General features: G+C 34.6%; 11 protein-coding genes. 1 reads left to right on the forward strand and 10 read right to left on the reverse strand.

What is annotated here, in order from left to right; translation table 11 throughout:
- Positions 1 to 139 precede the first annotated feature (139 nt).
- The 5 genes from RWL86_RS05875 to RWL86_RS05895 all read right to left on the reverse strand — a co-directional run bounded on the left by RWL86_RS05875 (position 140) and on the right by RWL86_RS05895 (position 8,123).
- Positions 140 to 1,933: an oligopeptide ABC transporter substrate-binding protein gene (locus RWL86_RS05875; RefSeq protein ID WP_314077859.1), complete on the reverse strand. Its 1,794-nt coding sequence runs from the start codon at positions 1,931 to 1,933 to the stop codon at positions 140 to 142.
- A gap of 711 nt (positions 1,934 to 2,644) precedes the next feature.
- Positions 2,645 to 4,438, reverse strand: a complete 1,794-nt coding sequence (locus RWL86_RS05880; RefSeq protein WP_314077861.1) for an oligopeptide ABC transporter substrate-binding protein — start codon at positions 4,436 to 4,438, stop codon at positions 2,645 to 2,647.
- Between the two features lie 242 nt (positions 4,439 to 4,680).
- Positions 4,681 to 6,420 (reverse strand): M3 family oligoendopeptidase, encoded by a 1,740-nt coding sequence (locus tag RWL86_RS05885; RefSeq protein ID WP_314077863.1) that lies wholly within the window; start codon positions 6,418 to 6,420, stop codon positions 4,681 to 4,683.
- A gap of 69 nt (positions 6,421 to 6,489) precedes the next feature.
- Positions 6,490 to 7,842, reverse strand: a complete 1,353-nt coding sequence (locus RWL86_RS05890) for a PFL family protein (RefSeq protein ID WP_314077864.1) — start codon at positions 7,840 to 7,842, stop codon at positions 6,490 to 6,492.
- 8 nt (positions 7,843 to 7,850) lie between these two features.
- On the reverse strand, positions 7,851 to 8,123 hold the full coding sequence (locus RWL86_RS05895; protein WP_314077866.1) for an ACT domain-containing protein: 273 nt from the start codon (positions 8,121 to 8,123) through the stop codon (positions 7,851 to 7,853).
- Between the two features lie 144 nt (positions 8,124 to 8,267).
- Here RWL86_RS05895 and RWL86_RS05900 point away from each other — a divergent pair, with 144 nt between their 5' ends.
- On the forward strand, positions 8,268 to 9,137 hold the full coding sequence (locus tag RWL86_RS05900; protein WP_314077868.1) for a helix-turn-helix domain-containing protein: 870 nt from the start codon (positions 8,268 to 8,270) through the stop codon (positions 9,135 to 9,137).
- A gap of 321 nt (positions 9,138 to 9,458) precedes the next feature.
- Here RWL86_RS05900 and RWL86_RS05905 read toward each other — a convergent pair whose 3' ends face one another.
- The 5 genes from RWL86_RS05905 to RWL86_RS05925 form a co-directional block, all read right to left on the reverse strand.
- Entirely contained in the window at positions 9,459 to 10,148 is a 690-nt protein-coding gene (locus tag RWL86_RS05905) for a hypothetical protein (RefSeq protein ID WP_314077870.1), read from the reverse strand.
- Between the two features lie 186 nt (positions 10,149 to 10,334).
- Positions 10,335 to 12,818 carry an ATP-dependent Clp protease ATP-binding subunit gene (locus tag RWL86_RS05910; RefSeq protein ID WP_314077873.1) on the reverse strand — a complete coding sequence of 828 codons (2,484 nt, stop codon included), beginning with the start codon at positions 12,816 to 12,818 and terminating at the stop codon, positions 10,335 to 10,337.
- An 11-nt stretch (positions 12,819 to 12,829) separates the two neighbouring features.
- Entirely contained in the window at positions 12,830 to 13,291 is a 462-nt protein-coding gene (locus tag RWL86_RS05915; RefSeq protein WP_314077875.1) for a CtsR family transcriptional regulator, read from the reverse strand.
- 172 nt (positions 13,292 to 13,463) lie between these two features.
- On the reverse strand, positions 13,464 to 14,804 hold the full coding sequence (locus RWL86_RS05920) for a hypothetical protein (protein WP_314077878.1): 1,341 nt from the start codon (positions 14,802 to 14,804) through the stop codon (positions 13,464 to 13,466).
- 171 nt (positions 14,805 to 14,975) lie between these two features.
- Entirely contained in the window at positions 14,976 to 23,264 is an 8,289-nt protein-coding gene (locus tag RWL86_RS05925; protein WP_314077881.1) for a Rib/alpha-like domain-containing protein, read from the reverse strand.
- Between the last annotated feature and the right edge of the window lie 64 nt (positions 23,265 to 23,328).

A 23,328-nucleotide genomic window follows, 5' to 3' on the forward strand; every position in this document is an offset into this window, starting at 1 on the left:
ATAGGTAATATCTTTTTGTCTTTTTTTGGTACTTTGTTTCAAATAAAATTTGAGACCTTAGGCTCAAATTTTAGCAATGAGACTCGCATTTGCGAGGCTGCTTGCGTCCTCCGCTACATATAGGGAAGTCATATAAATATTATTTAGTTGCTGTTTCGGAAACCAATTCAATTTGATACAACTCAGATTTAGCATCTTTCGTACCAATTTCAGAATTCATGAATTTCACACGTTTGTTCACGGCAGTTACAGATTCACCAATTAAAGTTGGGAAAATGAAGGCTTGGTCGTGAACATATTTTTGCCATTGTTTAAAGAACTCCACATTCTTCGCTTCATCAAATGCTTCTGTCGAACCAATCTTACCAATAATCTCATTACCCTCTGGACTTACAAAACGAGAGAAGTTGAATTTAGCCGTTTCTCCAAATAAGTTGGCTGGATTTGGATCATAACCAATTCCCCATCCACCCGCAAACATATCGATTTCCGGATCATCCGCTTGAATTTTTTCATAGAATAGACTCGGTTCAAGTGTTCGACCTGTATATAGTTTAATATCTAAGCCGACTTCTTTAAACCATAATAAATATTGTTGAATTAACGCTTCATTTGCATCGTCACGAGTACGAGCTGCAAAGTTAATTGATAATTTAGAACCATCTTTATTTTCACGTAATCCATCTCCATCTGTATCTTTATAACCAGCTTCATCTAATAATTGTTTCGCTTTTTCTGGATTATAATCAAATCCTTCTTGATTTGGATTATATACATCTTTAAAAGATGGAATAATAATAGAGTTTGTTCCTCTTTGTAAACCATTAAAAATACTTTCCCCAGAAGCATTATTGTCAATTGCATAAGCGATTGCTTGACGTAATACTGGGTCACTCATTTTAGCATTTGGATCTGTAATATTTTTGCCTTGCTCCTTATCAAATTTTCCTAAATGGAATGCGATATATTCATATTGAGAAGCAAATGAACTAATAAAGGAAACATTTGTTAAATCCTTGTACGCTTCAAATTGAGAATTTGGCATTGATGCAATATCGTAATTACCAGACTTCACTTGAGAAACAACTGTATCAGGAGATACAACTTCCATCACAACTTTATCAACTTTTGAACGACCTTTATAGAAGTGTTCATTTGGTACTAGTGTTACAGATTCACCAGGAACAATTGATTCAATTTTAAATGGTCCTACTCCTACACCTTTTGTACCACGTACATATTCACTTTTCTCCCATTCATCTATAGGAATCGCTGAGAAGATATGTTTTGGTAATACATAGGATGGTAAAGAACCTCCTGCTAATTGCATTGATGGACGCATTTGTTTGAAATGAATTTTCACAGAGTAATCATCTAATTTTTCTACCCCAGAAATTGAACTAGCTTCACCACTGTGGAATTGTTCCATCCCTTCAATGTTCTGATAATTTCCATTGTATCGAACACCAGTGTAATCTTTATTTCCAATTGCTTCAATTGCGAAAATATAATCATCAATTGTTAAAGGCTGTCCATCTGAAAATTTGTAGTCTTTTGAATTTAGTTCGACTGTTGCAGTTTTTCCTTCAATATCAAATTCAACGGATGCTAAACCTGTATTTGTTAAACGACGATTATCATCAAATTCAAATAATGTATTGTCAATTTGAGATGTAATTTGTGAGTCAACTGAATCAGATGCTAATTCATCCATAAATACTCCTTTAAAAGGAGCTGGTGATACAATTGCATATTTTAATGTTCCACCTTTAATTGGTGTTCCATCATGAGTTACCTCTGATGCAAATTTCATTTTGGGTTGTGGGTTAGCACTTGTAGTAGTTACATCACTTGATTGTCCTTTCCCGCCACAAGCTGCTAATGTTACAGCTACAGCTGCAGTTGATAAAAATAATAGACCTTTTTTCTTCATAAAATCCTCCAAGTAAATCATTTCGAATGAACTCGATAAAAAAATAAGAGACCATAGTAGTCTCTATATACAAAAAGACCACGTAAGTTCTATTATATTAGAATCTACGTGGTCGAGTTCATTCATGATAGTAGTTTGCCACATAGATACAATTTCACGACAATGAAGGTTGTATCTATATGTACAAAATGTACGTTAAGAACAACCTGTATCTAGTGGCTTTGCCAACGAGTATTTAATTGTAATTGTAATTTGAATACTTGATGCATGTTCTTAACTCCTTTTCTTGTTATGGAGCTTATTATGCACTGATTTAAATCGATTGTCAACTACTTTTTTCTGGCTTTTTTCGAAATTAATTTTTAGTCACTGAAAAAACAGCATAAAATCAACAACTAAAAATATTTTTTCTATTATTCAAAGTACATATTTCTTATAAAAAAAGACTCCCCACAGTAGAGAAGCCAAAAACTTCGCTTTACGAAGCTACTGGCGTCCCTCACTACTTATAGGGAAGTCATATTTCTAAACACACCCTCATAAATGAATGGCAAAAAAATAGACTTCCCGCTGTAGTAAGAGTACAAGTAGCCACGCTATTGGCTACTTGTACTGGGGAAAATCGAGACCTAGGCTCGATTTTTAGCCATGAGATTCGCTTTAGAGAAGCTGCTGGCGTCCCTTACTACTTATAGGGAAGTCATATAAAAATTACTTAGTAGCATTTTCTGAAACAACTTCAAGTTGATATAAAGCAGATTTAGAATCTTTATTACCAATTTCTGAGTTCATAAATTTCACACGTTTATTCACGGCAGTTACAGAATCACCAACTAAAGTTGGGAAGATGAACGCTTGATCGTGAACATATTTTTGCCATTGTTTGAAGAACTCCACATTCTTAGCTTCATCAAACGCTTCAGTCGAACTAATCTTAGCAATTAAATCATTACCTTCTTGGCTCACAAAACGAGCAAAGTTGAACTTAGCTGTTTCTCCAAATAAACCAGCTGGGTTTGGATCATAGCCTGTTCCCCATCCACCAGCGAACATATCAATTTCTGGATCATCCGCTTGAACTTTTTCATAGAACACATTTGACTCAAGAGTACGGCCAGTGTAAAGTTTTACATCTAAACCAATTTCTTTCCACCATAATAAATATTGTTGGATTAATGATTCGTTTGCATCATCACGAGTACGAGCTGCAAAGTTGATTGATAATTTAGAACCATCTTTGTTTTCACGTAATCCATCACCATCAGTATCTTTATAACCAGCTTCATCTAACATTTGTTTAGCTTTTTCTGGGTTATAATCGAATCCTTCTTGGTTTGGATTGTAAATATCTTTGAAGAATGGGATGATGATTGAGTTTGTTCCACGTTGTAAACCATGATACATACTTTCACCAGCCGCATTAATGTCTAAAGCATAAGCCAAAGCTTGACGTAAAACTGGATCTTTCATTTTAGCATTTGGATCTGTTACGTTTTTACCTTGTTCTTTATCAAATTTACCTAAGTGGAATGCGATATATTCATATTGAGAAGCAAATGAACTGATAAATGAAACATTTGTTAAATCTTTATAAGCTTCATATTGAGCACTTGGCATTGAAGCAACATCATAGTTACCAGCTTTCATTTGAGAAACAATTGTATCTGGAGAAACAACTTCCATTACAACTTTATCTAATTTAGCACGACCTTTGTAGTAATGTTCGTTTGGAACTAATGTTACAGATTCACCAGGTGTAATTGAATCAATCTTGAATGGTCCAAGGCCTACACCTTTAGTTCCACGTACATATTCACTCTTCTCCCATTCAGCTACTGGAATAGTTGAGAAGATGTGTTTTGGCATTACATAGTAAGGTAAAGCTCCACCTGCTAATTGCATTGATGGACGCATTTGTTTGAAGTGAATTTTCACTGAGTAGTCATCTAATTTTTCTACACCAGAAATTGAGCTAGCTTCACCACTATGGAATTTGTCCATACCTTCGATATTTTGGTAGTTTGAGTTGTAACGAACACCTGTATAATCTTTATTACCAATAGCTTCAATTGCGAAAATGTAGTCATCAATTGTTAAAGGTTGTCCATCTGACCATTTATAGTCTTTAGAGTTTAATTTAACTGTAGCAGTTTTACCTTCTACGTCAAATTCAATCGCACCCATACCTGTATTTGTTAATTTACGGTTTTCATCATATTCAAATAATGTCGTATCAATTTGAGAAGTAATAGTTGAATCTGTTGAATCTGATGATAATTCGTCCATAAATAATCCTTTAAACGGAGATGCAGAAACGATTGCATATTTCAAAGTCCCACCTTTAATTGGTGTACCTTCGTGCGTTACTTCAGATGCATATTTAGTTTTTGGTTGTGGTGTTCCACCTGTTGTTGTTGAATTACTAGATTGTCCTTTTCCACCACATGCTGCTAATGTTAAAGCTACAGCTGCAGTTGAGAAAAATAATAAACCTTTTTTCTTCATATTTCCTCCTGTCTGCCAGACTTATATCAGAATTGTCTGACAATTAAATTAACTTTCTATACTTTAACAGTTTCTTATAAAAAAATCAATCTTTTTATTTAAATTTTTTCATTTTTTTGAAAAAATCTTTTACTTTCACTATTTAAATTTTATTTTACCCTTGTTTCATTCATTTTCAACATAAAAAAGGTCTTTTCGTCCTAGCACTATGCTTAAGCAGAAAAGACCTTTTGTAACGTTTATTATTTATCTAATGGTGTTAATGCAATAAATGCTTCGATAGACTCTGCTACTTCTGCTAATGCTTTCTTCCAAAATTCTGGAGTACTTACATCTACTCCTAAAACTTTAGCAGTATCTTCTACACTTGACACTGTTGTTGCACGAAGTAGTTCTTGATATTTTTCTACAAAACCTTCTGGTTGTTCTTGGTAAATGGCATATAATCCTTTAGAGAACAATCCACCAAATGCATATGGGAAGTTATAGAAACTTAATCCAGTACTATAGTAGTGTGGTTTACATGCCCACATATATGGATGTAAGTAAGATTGATCTAATCCATCTCCGTACGCTTCTTTTTGTGCAGATAACATCATTTCTTCTAAATCTTTAGAGAACATAAATGATTGTTCACGATTTTCAAATACAGCTGATTCAAATAAGTAACGAGAATAAATATCGACAATAATTTGTGTTGTATCTTGTAATTGAGATTCAATTAATGCGATTTTTTCTTCATCACTTGCTTCTTTAATCGCTGTATTCATAATGATGTTTTCATTAAATGTTGAAGCTGTTTCTGCAACTGGCATTGAATAATCTTGGTTTAATGGACGGTGATTTTCAATGTGTAAACCGTGATATGCATGTCCTAATTCGTGTGCTAATGTTACAACATCACTTAATGATCCTGTGAAGTTTGTTAACACACGTGATTGTTTAATCATTGGCAAGTTAGCACAGAATGCTCCTCCAACTTTTCCTTTGCGTGGGTAGAAATCAATATAATGTTTATCGAAGAATTCTTCTGTCATTTCTGCTAAATCAGCTGAGAATGTTTTGAAGTTTTCAATTAAGTAATCTTTTGATTCTTCTACTGTAAATGTACGACTGCTGTTTCCAACAGGTGCAAATAAATCATAGAATGGTAATCCATTTTCATGACCTAATAAAGCTGCTTTATGGCGTAAATATTTTCTAAAGTTTGGTAAATATTCACGGATTGCTTCTAATAGTGCATCTAAAGTTTCACGACTCATACGAGAAGCTTCTAAAGTATGCGCTAATGGAGATTCAAATCCACGTAACCTAGAAGTCGTTAATACTTCTTTTTTAATATGGTTTAATGAGAAAGCAATTGGTTCTTTAATCGCATCATACATTTTTAACTCTGCTTCATACGCTGACTTACGTACTTCTGCATCGCTATCATATGCTTTACCACGAATTTCACTTAAAGTAACTACTTCACCTTTATATTCGCCTTGAGCACTTGACCACATGAAGTCGAATAATTGAGACCAAGCTTTTCCGCCACTAATTGACATTTTTGCTAAAACTTCTTCTAATTCATCACTTAATAAGTGAGTCGCATCTTTTTTAGCTTCTTCAAAATAATAACGATATTCTGCTAAGAAAGGATCTGTTGTAATATCTGTTTGAATCGTTCCTAAAAATTTTGAAACTTTCGCATAAGTAGCTTGTAAATCAGCTGAAACTCCTGCTAATTGTACTTCTACTTGTGTTGCTGTTTCATGCGTTGTATCTGTCGCTAGTGTTAAATGAATATAATTATATAAACGTCCTGTTAAAACTGTTGATTCTTCTAATAATTTTACAACTTGTGTAATTCCTTCAATAGAATCTTCTAATGTTAAACTTTCAAATTTTCCTTTTAACGCTTTATAAGCTTCTACATCTTGTTTAAATTCTTGACTTTCAAATGATGGGTATAAATCTTCTAATGTCCATTCATACATCTTTCATTCCTCCTCTTTTTTCCGTATTTTTCATTATACTGTATTTAGTACACTTTTTCCATGATAGAATTAGTTTTTCAATGATTGTACTGGAGCTGGAATTCTTCCTCCACGGTTGACGAATAAGTCACAGTTTCCCTCTTTAACAGGCATAATTGGAGCATATCCTAACAATCCACCAAACTCTACAGAATCTCCTACTTTTCCACCAGGAACAGGGATAATACGTACAGCAGTTGTTTTTGTATTAATCATTCCAATAGCAGCTTCATCCGCAATAATTCCTGAAATGGTAGTAGCAGAAGTATCTCCCGGAACAGCAATCATATCTAATCCAACGGAACATACCGCTGTCATTGCTTCTAATTTATCTAATGTTAAAATGCCATTGGTAGCTGCTTCAATCATTCCTTCATCTTCTGAAACTGGAATAAATGCTCCACTTAATCCACCAACTGCAGAACTAGCCATCATACCACCTTTTTTCACAGCATCGTTTAATAATGCTAAGGCTGCTGTTGTACCATGAGTTCCTGTCACTGACAAACCCATTTCTTCTAAAATACGAGCAACTGAATCTCCTACTGCAGGAGTTGGTGCAAGAGATAAGTCTAAAATTCCAAATGGAATACCTAACATTTGACTGGCTTTTTGACCAATTAATTCTCCAACACGAGTAATTTTAAATGCAGTTTTCTTAACAATTTCGGCAATTTCTGTTAATGTTTCAGCTTCATGATTTTCAAGGGCTGCTTTTACAACCCCAGGACCAGAAACTCCGACATTAATAACGGCATCTGCTTCTCCACTTCCATGGAAAGCTCCCGCCATAAACGGATTATCTTCTACTGCATTACAGAAAATTACGACTTTGGCACAGCCAAATCCTTCTGGAGTAGTTTCCGCTGTTTCTTTAATGATTTCTCCGACTAATTTTACAGCATCCATATTAATTCCAGCTTTTGTAGAACCAATATTCACAGAGCTACAGACAATGTCGGTAACTTTCATTGCTTCTGGAATCGAGCGAATTAACACTTCATCTGATGGACTCATCCCTTTTTGAACTAAGGCAGAAAATCCACCAATAAAAGATACGCCAATGGCTTTGGCTGCTCGATCCAATGTTTGAGCAATTGAAACATAGCTATCTGCTTTTGTAGCTGCTGCAATTTGAGCAATCGGAGTTACAGAAATTCGTTGGTTAACAATCGGCACACCATATTGTAGTGATAATTCGTGCGCAGTTTTCACTAAATCTTTTCCTATATGAGTAATTTTGTTGTAAATATTTTGATTTAACACATCAATATCCGGATGAATACAATCGTGTAAATCAATTCCGATAGTAATGGTACGAACATCAAAGTTTTGTTCTTTAACCATCGAAATCGTTTCTAAAATTTCACTATGTTGAACCATTCCTTCACCTAACCAATCCGATGCATCGCTTCAAAAATTTCATGATTTTGAATGCGAATATCTAATGCTAAAGATTTTCCTTGTTCATGGATATAAGGAGACAATTCTACAAATGGCATTTTGCTTGCTGATACATCTACTAAAATTAACATTGTAAAATATTCTTCCATAATTTCTTGAGAGATGTTTACAATATTAATATTTTGTTCTGCTAATAATTTTGATACTTCATAAACAATACCGACACGATCTTTGCCGACAACTGTTACGACTGCTTTCATTTTCTCACTCCTTTAATAAAGTTGCTTCTATTGTATCGAATTTTCAAAAAAAATCCTAGTCAAAACTTTAAATTCCTTTTCTTCTTTTTATTTCGTCACCTTTTTAGTGTATACTACAAGAGAAGATTGAAAAAGGAGACAATTATGAAATACGAAGAATGGTTACAATTATTTCCAAATTCTAAAATAATACATCACATTCCAGAAGATACGAAGGATTATGTGATTTCTTTAGAAGACAACACTTATTTACAACTTCCTTTTGAAGAATTATCCAGTCGTGAATTAGCTTTACTTGAAACCATAACAAAAGCACCCGTAAAAGTCGCAACCCAACTTCCACCTTGGCAACAGTATTTAGAACAAGGAGGTAGGTGCCCTGTTCAGTTGGAGAATGTTCAGTTTATTCATGTTTGTTTGATTCAAAAAAATGAGGATTTTAATGAGCAAGAATGGTTAGAGATGATGCAAGAGATTTTCGGAGATATTATCACGAGTTTTTCTTGTTTTCCAAAGCATTATACGATTGTAAGAAAAGCGGATGTTGAGACGATTTCGATTCAGGAGTTGCAAGCAATTCATGTAACGGTTGAAGAAGATTTTGCGATTTCGATGAAGATTTTTATTGGGAATGTTTGGAAAATGTCAGAGGAAATTCCGGGTATTTATCAAGCGGAAAAAGCTCTATTTGTAACGTATTTGCATGAATCGAATAAGCAAACTTGTTTGGCTTTTGCACCAATGGTTTTATGGGGATTCACTCAGAAAAAGTTAGATTTTTCTCCTATTCCCGAGACTTTGTATGCGCAAATGGTTCAGGATGAGTTTCCGGATTTAATTGAGGCATTGTGGCAAGAGCGTGGGACTTTGACGAAGGCGGCTACTCGTTTGTTTATTCATCGTAATACGTTGCAGTATCGGATTGATCGTTTTGGGCAGTTGACAGGATTGGAGCTGAAAAACATGGACGATCTGACTCTCTGTCATTTTCTTTTGATGCAACAGGAATACTAAAAAATTAAATCCTACACCATTCCTTTGATAGTGAGGTCGCAAGCAGCCACCTTCGGTGTCTCATTGCTAAAAATCAAGCCTTGGTCTTGATTTTTCCCTGTAATATTAGCCTTGCATAGCTAATATTACTTTCACTATAAAGAAATGGTGTAGGATTCTTTGTATCCGTATTGTATCGGGGCGGTTTTATTAAGGGGATTACGTACATAGTGAGGACGCCAGCAGACCTACGGTCTCATGGCTAAAATTCGAGCCTTGGTCTCGAATTTCCCCACAAAAAAAGACGACCGGAGTCGTCTTCTTCTCATTTATCATTAACGATTATTGCGCTATACCGTTTGCGTTGACATAATATCCATCAGGAGTTGTTGTGTTTCTTAAAATAGCTCCTGATTTATCTGCATAGAACCAATATCCCTCTGCTTCAAACCATTCGTTTTCAGCCATTACACCTGATTCATTGAAGTGGTAAACTTCATCTTGATATGTAATAAATACATTCGTAAGAATTGTACCTTTTCCAGATGCAACATACCATTTATTTCCTACTTGGAACCATTCATCAACTTTTACTGCACCAGATTTATCTGCATAGTACCAACCCTCTGTTGTTTGGAACCATTGTTTTTCTTTCATCGCACCTGATTCATCAAAGTAATAAAAAGTTTTATTTACTTCTAAAAATCCTTTTTGCATAAAGGCAATACCTTTAGATTCACCTTCTAAATCCTTTAAATAATACCACGTTCCGTTATCATTCACCCATCCTGTTTGAACTTCACCTGATTGATTTAAATAAGTCCATAATTTTGTTGTTTTTTTATCATCAGTATTCACATTAATTAATTGCCATCCTGATAATTTTTTACCATTTTCAACATAATAGACTTTATCATTTTGACGAATAAATCCTGTATTACTTTGTTCTGCTGCTTGTACATTTGAATTTGTTGCTAAAAATCCAGCACCTAAAAATGCTAAACTTGCTAAAAATAATTGATGTTTTTTCATGAAAACTCTCCTTTTTGATTACTACCTTTGCACTACTGTTGCTTTATAACTGTAACACTTTACTCTCTAGAAAGTCAAATGTTACAAGTGGGATTTTATAAACTTCCTACTAAAACTCATCTCAAACACCAAAAATAGCCCCGAATCTTCGAGGCTATCTTCTACCTATTTTAAATGAACGTTCCATTACACAAGGACAGGAGTTTTTACATCTTTTTCTTTTTTCTCTTTCCCTTTAATTGTAATTTTCCCTTTTGTGGCTCCGATAGTGACTTGTTGTCCGAAGCGGATTTCTCCACTTAACAATGCTTCACTTAATGGATCTTCAATTTTCTTTTGAATGGCACGTCGAATTGGTCTTGCTCCGTATTCTGGGTCAAATCCTTCTTCTGCTAACACATCTAATACTGCAGAAGTAATTTTCACTGTAATATTCAATTCTTGTAGTCTTGAAGTAATTTCTTTTGCCATAATGCCAACAATTTGTCTTAGTTCTTCTTTTTGAAGTTTATGGAAGACAATCGTTTCATCAATACGGTTTAATAATTCTGGTCTAAATGAATTTTTCAATTCTTCACGAATTCGTTTTTCCATTGCATCATGGTTTTGTTGAACCGTTTTTGCACCAAATCCTACAGATTTTTCTTCACGAAGAGCTACAGCCCCAAGGTTTGATGTCATAATGATAACTGTATTTCTGAAGTCCACTTTTCTTCCTTTTGAATCGGTTAAATGTCCATCATCTAATACTTGTAATAAAATATTAAACACATCTGGATGAGCTTTTTCAATTTCATCTAGTAAAATCACGGCATACGGACGTTGACGAATTTTTTCAGTTAATTGACCACCTTCATCAAATCCAACATATCCTGGAGGTGAACCAACTAAACGGCTAACGGAATGTTTTTCCATATATTCAGACATATCAATTCTGACTAGTGCATCTTGTTCTCCGAACATTGCTTCTGCTAAAGTCTTCGCTAATTCTGTTTTACCAACACCAGTAGGCCCTAAGAATAAGAATGAACCAATTGGACGACGTGGATCTTTTAATCCACTTCTTGCACGACGAATTGAACGAGCAACCGCACTAACGGCTTCAGATTGTCCAATCACACGTTTGTGTAGCACAGATTCTAAATTGATTAAACGTTCGCTTTCTTTTTTCTCCATTTGTTGAAGAGGAATTCCTGTCCATTGAGAAACAACTTCTGCAATATCCCCTTCTCCAATCGAAGCAATATAATCTGTTTTTGGTGAAGATTCTAATTTTTCAACTAATTTTTCTAATTTAGCTCGCTTCGCTAATTCTTTTTTACGGAATTTAGCTGCTTCATCGAAGTTTTGATGTTGAATCGCTTGATTTTTCAATTGTTCAAACTGTAAAATTTCTTCTTCTAATAAGACGATTGGAGAAACTTTAGTTGTCACATCTAAACGAGCTTTTGCCGCTGTTTCGTCCATTAAGTCAATCGCTTTATCTGGAAGACGTCTTGAAGTAATGTAACGGACTGATAATTGTACCGCTGCTTGAATCGCTTCATCTGTAATTTCCACATGGTGATGCACTTCATAGTGTTTTCTCAACCCTTTTAAAATTTGAATACTATCTTCAGCTGTTGGTTCTTCTACATGAATAGAAGCAAAACGACGTTCTAAGGCAGCATCTTTTTCAATATATTTTTGATACTCATCTAAAGTTGTTGCACCAATCACTTGTAATTCACCACGAGCTAATGCAGGTTTTAGAATATTCGAAGCATCAATCGCTCCTTCTGCGCCACCAGCACCAATGAGTGTATGTAATTCATCGATGAATAAAATCACATCTTGTTGCGTATAAATTTCTTCGATGATTTTTTTCATTCTCTCTTCGAATTCACCACGGTATTTTGTTCCTGCTACTAATGCACCCATGTCTAACATCATTAAACGTTTGCCAGCAATTTCTTCAGGAACTTCACCATTAACCATACGTTGTGCTAATCCTTCCACAATGGCTGTTTTACCTACACCAGGTTCACCCACTAAGACCGGATTATTTTTTGTACGACGGCTAATCACTTGAATCATACGACGAACTTCTTCATTTCTTCCGATTACTGGATCTAGTTTTCCTTGTCGAGCTAGGGCTGTCAAATCTCTTGATAAGCTATCCAATGTTGGTGTTTTATCTTTGGCGCTACCACCAGATACTTGACCTTTTGTTGAACGAGCTTTGGAAGGTTGAATGCCAATTTTTTCATAAATTGTCTTCATTAATTCTTCTAATGAAATATGATTATCACGCATAATTTTTGTTGCTAATACTTCTTCTTGAAGTAAGCCTAATAATAAATGCTCTGTTCCTACTTGAGGAATTTTCAAACGTTTTGCTTCTTCTGTTGCTGCAACAACTACTTTTTTAGCTCTAGGAGAATAAGGCATTAAATATGGATCAATTTCTTTACGATTGCTTCCATATCCTGTTAATGCTTCAATTTCTTGACGAACAATCTCTACTGTTAATCCTCTTTCTCTTAAAAGGATTCCGGCAATTCCTTCTTGTTCAATGACTAGACCTAATAACAAATGCTCCGTCCCTACTGCTTGATGTCTAAAAGAAATTGCTTCCTGAGCAGCTAATACCATAGCATTACGTGCTTTTTCTGTAAACATTTCACTCATTCACTTCACCCCTACTTATACTTTAAACTGGTTAATATATTTTTCATCATATTACTACGAAGTTGACCACTGCATTGCTCTGCTTCCGTTAACGATTCCTTCGACATTGCAATATTCAATAATTGAGCTTCTCTTTTTGAGAGGAGCTCATTATCATACAGATTTTGTAAAATATGATTGGCTTGTTTCATCGATAATTCTTCTGGAACTACTTCCAATAAGGCATCAAGGATATCCATATCATCTACTAAATTGACTTTCATAATACGGATATACCCACCACCACCACGTTTACTTTCAACAACATATCCTTGTTGAACCGTAAAACGAGTATTAATAACATAATTAATTTGCGATGGAACACAATTGAAACGATCCGCAATTTCACTACGGCGAATCTCAACTTTTTCTTGTGCTAATAAGACGTTTTTTAAATATTCTTCAATAATATCCGACATATTTGACGGTTGCATACGAACTCTCCTCTCTTTTGACTTTCTTTGACTTTAATTATACAAAATAAATTTCTCTTTGCCAATAAAAAGTACTCAATCTGCAAAAAATTGTTACAAATTATTCAAAAAATCCTGCCAGTGATTTCTCACCAACAGGATTGTACTATTTTATACCTTCAAGCATCATCGATTACTTCGAATCAGGAAGTAAACATCCCGCTTCAATTAACCCTTCAATGACTGCAGAGATATTTAACGGGCGTATATTCTTTCCCTGTAAAAATTTTTTTAACTCATTGTACGTAATCGTTTCATGATTACTAATATATTCCAATGCCATCGAAAGAGCGGATTGTAACTCTTCTAATTCACTTTCTACAGAGGAGGATTTTTTAGCACCTTCATGAAAATCTCTAAATTCACGAAGTTCTTCCATTGAATTAAACTCATTAAAGTCATCGAAACCATCGAAATCATAATAAGGATCCTCAGAAGTAATTAAGTGAAAGAGTTCTTCATGAGAATACATATCAATAACAGATTCTTCTGTACTAATTGTAAACGGAATTTTAAAAATTTCCATCACTGGATCTAAGCACTCCTTCAAGAATGGAGCAAAAACTCCTCTTGTCACCCATCTTCCCGGAGTCATTGGTACATCATTATAAAAACCTAATAACGCATTTTGTATAAATTCCGGATCTAATTTATACATTGGCTCAATGAGTGCTATTTCCATATCAGTTGTAATAATTAATATATATTGAGGCCCGTTTTTCTCATCATCACCATAAAAATGAGATGGAGAAAGCATTAAACGAATTTCAAATGTTTCAGGTACAGAAAATTGAATTCCTTTTTTCACACGATAAAGGGATAATTCTGGGACATACAGTTTTGGTTTTTCTCCTTTATACCCAATAAATTCTTCGTAAGTTAGTTCTTCTTCAAACTGAAGAATATCCCCTTGTTCATAGATACTCTCTTCTTTTTTTGGATTGTATGTAATCTTTGGTAAGGAATTTTTTTCAGTTGATTTTGAAGTAGAAGAAAGTAATGCAAGATTGCCTTCTTGTGTTAACCAGTCTAATACTTTTTTACAGAAATTCACTTCTGACACTTTTAAATCTCTGGATAATAATTTAGAATCATTTAAACTAAAAATTAATGGATATAATTTCTTTCTTTTACGAGTAATCCCTAAGTCTCTTAATGTCATTTTTTGACTTTTCGGAATAAACTCTAATGGGACAAAAACGATTTGAATCCCTTTCCGTAATCCTTCAATTTCATCTAAATCTTCTTCCGTTTCCGCTAGTGCAACAATAGCCTCTTCTGCTCTAATTCTATGTTGATATTCACGAACAGTTTTATGGAAAAATGCTGCAAATTGCCCTTCCTTATTATGCATTAATTGCACAATGAATTGGACTTTTCCAGCTTTATTACAAACTGCTGCTACCATAAATTCCTTATCAAATTTTGTTAATGCTTCTTGAACTTGATATAATCCATTGTAAATCTCTTTCATATTCTTCACTCCCACTTCTTTATTCAATGTTATTGTACTATGCTTTTATCTAAAAGACTATAAAATAAAATACACCGACTGAAAATAATTTCAATCGGTGTATTTTTTAGAAATTTGAACAAACATAACTATTCAACGATTCATCTCGTTTTTATTTGTCAGAATTTCTTTCTACTCTTCATCTGTTTTCTTTTTTTGCGTTGGAATAACTAATCCTAATCCTGAAAGGATTGCTAATACAGCTGGAGTAAATAATTCAATTTCAGAAGTCCCTGTATTTGGTAATTCTTGTTTTGAAACAGTAGTAGTTGTTGGTTGACCTGTTTCATCACTTGATTTATCTGGTACAGTTGTTTTTTCTGGCGTTGAAGGTTGTTCTTGATTTCTAGAATTTTCAACTTCAGATGGAGCTGTTTCCAATTTCTTATAATGGTGAACTTTATTTCCATTAGCATCTGTTGTTGTTTCAATAAATTCATATCCTTCAAGAACTTTTGGTTCTTTCACCCCTTCTTCAGGTGTAGAAATATCCTTACCATTTTCATCTACAAAGTGAGTCGTTACTTTTGTAGTTGGTGTAGATGGAGTAGGATTTGGTGTCGGTGTTGTCGTAACTTTCACTGGAACGTTAACAACTACACGTTTTCCACCTGGTAATTCAATCACCACTGGAATACTTGGTCTATCACCTGGAATATCTGTAGATGGTTTATCTCCAATACTAATGATTTTTCCACCTTCTGGAATCTTAATATGTTTTTCAACATCTTCATTCGTAACTGGATCTCCAAGTTTCTTCTCAATTGCCTTCACTGGTGTTACGTTCACTGGTACTTCTACTTCAATTTGTTTACCACCTGGAAGTTCAATTTTAACTTTGACAGTACCTTTATCTCCCGGAGTATTTACTTCTGGAATTTTACCTACTTCAACAATTCTACCACCTTCTGGAACTTTCACATGCTTTTCGATATCCTCTTTTGTTAATGGAGTATCTGTTACAGGTGTTGTAATTCCATTAGCTGGAGTAACATTCACAGGTACATCAACAGTAATGATTTTTCCACTCGGTAATTCTACCGTTACTTTAACTGGATCTTTCTTACCTGGTGTTGTTAAGTCTGGAATGTTCTCAACATTTGTTACCATACCACCTTCTGGAATCGTGATTCCCTTAGTGTAATCCTCTGGGGTTAATGGAGTCTTAGTTACTGGTGTTTCAATTCCTTTAACTGGAGTTACATTCACTGGAACCTCTACTGTCGTTATTTTACCATTTGGTAAGGTAACAGTAACTTTAACTGGATTTTTCTTACCTGGTGTTGTTACATCTGGAATATTTTCTACATTCGTTACTTTTCCACCTTCTGGCACTTTAACATATTTTGCAATATCATCCTTTGTTAAAGGTGTATTTGTTACTGGTGTTTCGATTGGTTTCGGTTTAGCTTCCACTACTTTAATCGTTGCTGGTACTTCAACTAAAACTTTTCCATTTTTGTCTTTTACTACAACTGTTACTGGTTTATCTCCAACAGTTGTTGAATCGAACGGTTCAGTTTGTCCATCTGGAACTTTGTACTCAAATGTTGAACCTTCTGGATAATCACTTGGAGTAATGTTATCTCTTGCTTGTGGTTTTTCAGCTGGATTTACAGGTATTAATTGTTCTTTACCTTCCACTACTTTCACCTTAGCAAGAACTTCTACCAATTTATCTTCTCCATCTTTTACTTCTACAACAACATCTTTTTCTCCTGGTGTTGTAGTATCTACTGGAGTTTTGTATTTGAATGTTACTCCATCTGGATATTGTTCAGGATCAATACTCTTAGATGCATCTGGTTGTTTGTTTGATTTATCAACTGTCACATATTGTGTCTTAGGTTCTACAACCATTACTTTTGCAGGAATTTTCGCAATGACCTTATCTCCCATTTTTGCTACTACAACAACATCTTTTTCTCCTGGCGTAGTTGTATCTACTGGAGTTTCATAAGTAAACTCTGTATCTTTAGGGAATGCTTTAGGGTCAATACTTCCTTCAACAACTGGCTGTTTTTTATCTTTATCTACTGGAACAAATTGTGGATAACTTTCTAACACACGTACAGTTGCGGGAACTTCTGTAATAGGATTACCATCTTTGTCTTTTACAATGACATTGACTGTGTAATCACCAGGTTTTGTAGTATCTACTGGATTTTTTGGATCATATTCAAATGTTGAACCATCTGGATATTCCGTTTTATCAATACTGTCTTCTGGATTTGGTTGTTTATTATTTTCATCCACTGGAACAATTTGTGGAACTCCCTCTACTACAGTTACAGGAACTTTAACAATCGTTGTTTTTTCTTCTCTATCAACAGTGTACTTCACAGTCACATTTACATCAGTATCATCTGATAAATCTGGACTTGTTACATTCTCATCAATACTTACATTAGTAACATTTGCTGGAAGTTTTCCTTTGAAAGTACCTTCTGCAATAGCTTCTTTCACTTTGGCAAGAGCTTTTTCTTTTGCTTTTTCCTTGTCGCTATCTTTTGCAACAAAAATCCCTTTTGGTATTGGTTTTGGTAAAACTGTTACTTTAACTTTTACTGGCTCTGTTAAAGTTTCTCCATTTTGATCTGTATAAGTTACTGGAACAGTGACTTCTTTCACACCTGGTTTAGCAGTAATATCTTTTGCTAAATCTTTAGGCTCACCTTTTGTTCCCTTTTCCCCAGGAGTAACCGCATCAGTTATTTCCTTAGCAGTCAATTCATCTCCTTCAAAGACAATTTTAGAGATTGGAGTTGAACCAACTACATTTACAGGAACATCCACATTCACAGAAATATCATCAATGACTTTTCCAGTAGCATTATCTCTATATTTAACCGTAACAGTAACTGGAGTTTGTTGACCATTTTGATCCGTTTTTGGAGTAACAATCGCATCATCTGTTACAAATGGAGTTACACCTTCAGGAACATTTGTTAGTCCGTCTATTGCTTTTTTAACGTTTGCTCTAATAGCATCAATTAAGTTCTCATTAGATGTACCATTAAAGACTGTAATACCTTTTGGTGTTAGTTTTGGAAGAACTTTCACAGTTACTTCAACTGGTTCATCACGTTTAAATTGATTTGCCCCATAAGTAACCGTTACAGGAACTTTAATCTCTTGCCCTGCTTTTCCATTAGTAGAAATATTGCTGACATCAGGATTTGTAACTTTACCGTCCTTACCAGGTGTAACTGCTCCTCCTACTTTTTCTGCAGATGGCTTATCCCCTTCAACTACATATACAGTTTTTGCAGTTGACACACGTGGTTGAACTTTAATGGTAAATTCTTGAGTGATATTATCATTCGTATCTTTCTTCGTATCAAATACTGGATCCTTATCAAACGGATTGTCGACGATATCATATCCCATTGATTTCAACACATCAATATGAGTTTGTACATCACTTTCAGGAATTGTTTCGCCTGATTTACCAGTTAGAGTCAACGCATGGTCAGTTAACTCTATTTCTGTTTGAGTTTTTGGATCTACAGAAACGAATTTAACTTTTGCTTTTTGATCATCTTTTTCATACGTAATCTTAATATTTGCTTTTGGATCCGTAATTTTTGGTGGTTTATAACCTTGTTCTGGATTTGCAGGATTTACTGGTTCTAAAGGTGTTCCATTTCCATCTTTTGGAGTATATCCATCTTTATGAGGAATAATTTGTGTAATTTCTCCAGTTTTCGTTGGATCATTTGGATCGTTAGGGAATGGAATTGGTTCTCCATCATTACCTGTTGTTGGATCAACTGGAATCCAACTTCCAATCTTCGTATAAGTAACTTTATCAGTTTCATCAGGAATTACTTTTGTATCTTTTTCAGGGGTTACTACTTCTTTCACTGGAATTTCTTTTTTATCTGCAATATATCCCGGTAAAACATCTACCCCGACTTTATCCCATGTTTTATTTGGACTTTCCCAATCAGTATACGTTACTTCTTTAGTAACAAGATTAACGCTCGCTTTTCTTGTGAATGGTACCGTTTGAACAGTATCATCCTTAGCTTTTTCTTCAGCCGCTGTATCAGAAGCTTTCTTCACATATGAAATTACACGTTTTGCAGTCGTATTCAAATCAGACTCTGCTAATCCCTCAGGCCATTTTAATTCTGGGTTTTCACCATTTGGATCTACTGGACTGTCTTTTTCATGCGGTGTTGATGAAGGTACTTCAACGATTCTAGGTTTAACAACAATTTTAAATGTTTGAGATGGTGCTGGTGTACCATCTTGTGCATTAATATCTTCCTTATCATCAAATATTGGATGATGATTATCTTGAGTATGATATTCATCACTTTCTACTTCATAACCTTGGTTTTTAAGTTCTTTGATTTTGTTATCAATGTCCGTACTTACTGGTAATTCTGAACCAGATTTACCAGTTAAATCAACGCTAGAAACAACTTCATTAGCCGCTCCATCTACTTTCTTCTCAATGACTACTTTAGCTGTTTGAGTAGAAGGTGTATACGTAATTGGTGATTCTCCGAATTTATCCGTTGGTGTAAATCCGTCTGGCACTTTATATCCTTGAGTTGGATCAGTCGGATTTTTCGGTGTCAATTCTTGTCCATTATGTACTGGAGTATAACCTGGAACATATGGAATCGTTATTGTACTAAAATCACCTGGAACTGTTGGATCAGTTGGGTTATTTGGATAAGGAATTTTATCTTGAGCTCCATTTGTTTTCTTACCTTCTGGATAGTTTGGCACAAATGATCCAATTTCTTTATAAAGAACTTTAGTCGCTTCTGGAGTAACTGTTCCATCAGCTCCAGGAACTGGTGCTTCTTTTTCAGCTACTGTTTTATCTGTCGCGTTTACTAGTAAGTAGTTGTCTACTACTGGTGATTCAACAGCATTGAATTTACCTTTTGTTCCATCAACTGTGGCATCCGTTAATTTTTCAGCTTCATTGTATACTTCCCAATCAGAGTACGTTACTTCTTTTGTTTCCGGATTAACAGTTGCTGTACGTTTATAAGTTACCTTTTGTACTTTTTCAGGTTTTAATCCCGTTGCATCTGCCTTATTAGCATCTTCTTCTTTCAGATACTTAATGGTACGTGTAACTTCTTTAACTAAATCTTCACGTGTCAATCCTGCTGGATATTTACCAAGATTTTCATCTCCTTCTTTTACAGGTGTATCTGCTGTTTTTGGAGATACTGGAGATGTTGTACTTGGATTTGTTGGGTCAGTTGTTACTGTTGGGTCTACTTTAATTAAATCTAAGACATGAACGGTAACATTTGTTTCTGTTGATTTTTTACCTTCACTATCAGTTGATTGAACTTTTACAGTGTAATCTCCAACTTTAGTTGTATCTAAGTTACCTGCATCACTTACTGCAATTGTTGGCTTAGTAGACTCAACACCATCACGATCATCTTCAAGGTCTGTTGCTGTCGGTTTAGCTTTTTCTAGAACTTTTTCATTATTCCATTTATCAGCTTCTTTTGTTTTATAAACGTATAGTTTATTTTTTGTGACAGCTACGGTTGGAGCATCATTTACAATATTACTATTCGCCACATCCGAATCGTTACCAACTGGAGATGTTGCTGTTACAGCAGTTTTATCAATCCCTGCAAGTCCGTGTAAATTGATATCATCTCCTAAATTAACTTTAAGCTTCCCATCGACAACTTCTAATTTATTATCTCCACGATACCAACCATCATCTTTCTTTTCGAGTTTAATAATTTGATCTTTAGACAGAGTAATTTTAATAATTTTACCTACTTCGTTTTCTAACTCAAAATTCTTTTTAATCTCTGCAACTTTATCATTCAAATCATTCTCGCTTAATGTTACACCATTATTTTCTGCAACTCGTAAAATATTTTCTTTAATTTGAGCCTCTGTTGGTGTAAGAGATCCAACAGTATCTCCTGTAGAAACCAATAAATATTTTTCCTGATTATTGTCTTTTTTATCTCCAACAATTCTATCCGTATGAATTTCTTCTACAGTAGGCGCTTTAGGTTTTCGCGCATCAATATAAATGGTTCTATTATAGTAGTAATCTGGATTGTCTGACCATCTTAAGCCGTTAGAATTATAATTTTCCTCGGTACTGTACATACCACCAGTTCCATTTATCTTCCAGCTATACAGAGAATTCCCTTCAGCATCAACTCCACCGAATCCACCAGTACCTGATACTTCAAACGTGGCATCTCCCACATAGTCATCTTTTGTAATAAATGGAATTGAAAATTTACGTGATGTTTTACCAGTCGCTTGTAAATTATTTTTACCATATTGAACAGCATTTAAGTTCATACTTAATGTACGAGTCGCCGCATCGTAACGAACATTCGTTAGATAGCCTTGATCAGTCCAAATGCTTTCTCCACTTGCCTTAGATAAATCTAATTTTTCATAGTTCGTTTTACTTACTGTTCCTAGTTCAACCCCCTCTGGAACTTTCACTTTAATATTAAACGTTCCGCCATAAGGGAATGTATTTTCCATTCCACCTACATTTTTAAGTTCAAGATTTAGTTTCCCTTCTTGTGAACGTTTATATAATTTATCTTTGGTATAACCATACTCCCCAGTTTTACCATTACTTGTAACATTACTTGTTAACTGCATACCTGGTCCAGTAGCAACACCCACTCCACCAATTAAGAAACCGTCCTCTACACCTTTAAACTGTCCATCATCATTTGCTGTAATCGTAATTTTTACTCTACTAGTTCCCTCTGGAATAGCAAAAAGTCTTGATAGATTATTCCAACCATCTGCTGGAGTTCCATATCCAGATGATGCAGGTCTATTTGTTGCTGTGTCTGGAGCCTGACCATTTTTCATTGGAACTGATGCAATTTTCTTACCAGTATAAGCATCCGTTACTTCAACTTTAACTTCTTCTCCTCCGTTAGACAAAGCTGCCTTTCCATATACACCATTATGAACTAAATTAAAGAATAATTGAGAATTTGGATTGACATCATATTCTTTAAATAAAGTTACTCCTTTGCTACCTAATTCTAAATAGTAATCTCTATTAGCTACACTACCCTTATCAGGATTTTTCATTCCATCTAAGGTTGGTAATCCTCCTAAAAACTTACCACTAGCATTTGGTTGTTCTTGTGTAGCCGTTGTAGTAGTTATTTTCCCATTATTATCATATGCTTTAGCATTTTTAGGTTTTTCAGTTCTTTCTGCACCTAATGTATAATCAGTTGGTTCCTCTGGTTTAACTGCATGAATATAATCTTTTGTTCCTCCAATTTTCCAACCATTCAACATTCCATTTTCTGCATCTGTTGCTGTTATTTTCTTTGTTTTCCAATGATAAGTTACCTTACCGTAATGTATACTACTTTGTAAATTATTTACCTGATCCTCTATCGTTTTACTTTTAGATTCTACAGAAGTCCCGGTAAAATCCATTTCACCAAAACCGTTTTTTAAATTTTCAAAAACTCCATTTGCTGGGTTATTTCCATATCCTGCTTTATTATTATTAATTGGAGCTCCCCAGTTTTCGGAACGACTTAAATAATAGCCCAATTTGTCTTTCTCTTGTTTAATTTTTGTCCATTCAGCTTGTAAATTTTGTTCAGTTTCACTATTATTCATTGATGCATTAGTCGCATTTCGTTTAACTTCTTCAGATTTGTTAACTATTGCCTTTAAAATATCTAATTTTTCTTTATTTTTCTTTCCTTCACCAAGGGATTCTTCTTTAGTAATTTCAACTTTTATTTTTTCAATCTCAGTAGTAAGTTCAGCGTTTAGTGCAGTTATTTTTTCACGATAATTTGTCCCACTTGTCGTCCCCGCTGCCTCTCTAAACCCACTCTCACCTTGTCCAGGAATGACTTTTCCATTACGTGGATCTTGGTTTTTGTTTTCTTTTTCTTCTTTCTTGTCCGCAGTTGCTTTTGGCATACTTTCAACAACAAAAGCTTTTCCGTTTACTGCTGATGTAGCTTTTGCTACTTCTTCTTTTGTTGCAGCTTTATTTGCAGCAACAGCTTTTGCATTTGCTAATTCTGCTTTTGTAGACTCAATTGCTAAAGCCGTTTTTTCAGTTGATGCTGCTTTTTCTAAAGCTTTTTCTAAACGAGCAATTGCATCATTTAAGCTTGATTTATCAACTTTCTCAACAACTAGTTTGTTTTCTTTATTCTCAACACTTGCATTTTCTACTGCAGCAGTTGGGTTTACTGTTATTTCTGTAGTTAGAGTTGTTGCATTTACATTTACATTTGCATTTGGTTCTTCAGCAGCTTCAACATTTACCCCACCTAATACTGCTAATCCAGATGCAATAGCAACACTTGCTACCCCAACTGTAAACTTACGAATTCCATATCGTAAATATCGTTGTGCTTGAATGGCTCTTAGACCTTGTTTTTTATTCATTCTTTTCTCCTTTATCCCTTCTCTTTATGCTTTTTAAACATATGATTTCATATACTTTACAAGC

The sequence above is a fragment of the uncultured Granulicatella sp. genome (assembly GCF_963515095.1).
In the GTDB taxonomy this organism is placed as follows: Bacteria; Bacillota; Bacilli; order Lactobacillales; family Aerococcaceae; genus Granulicatella.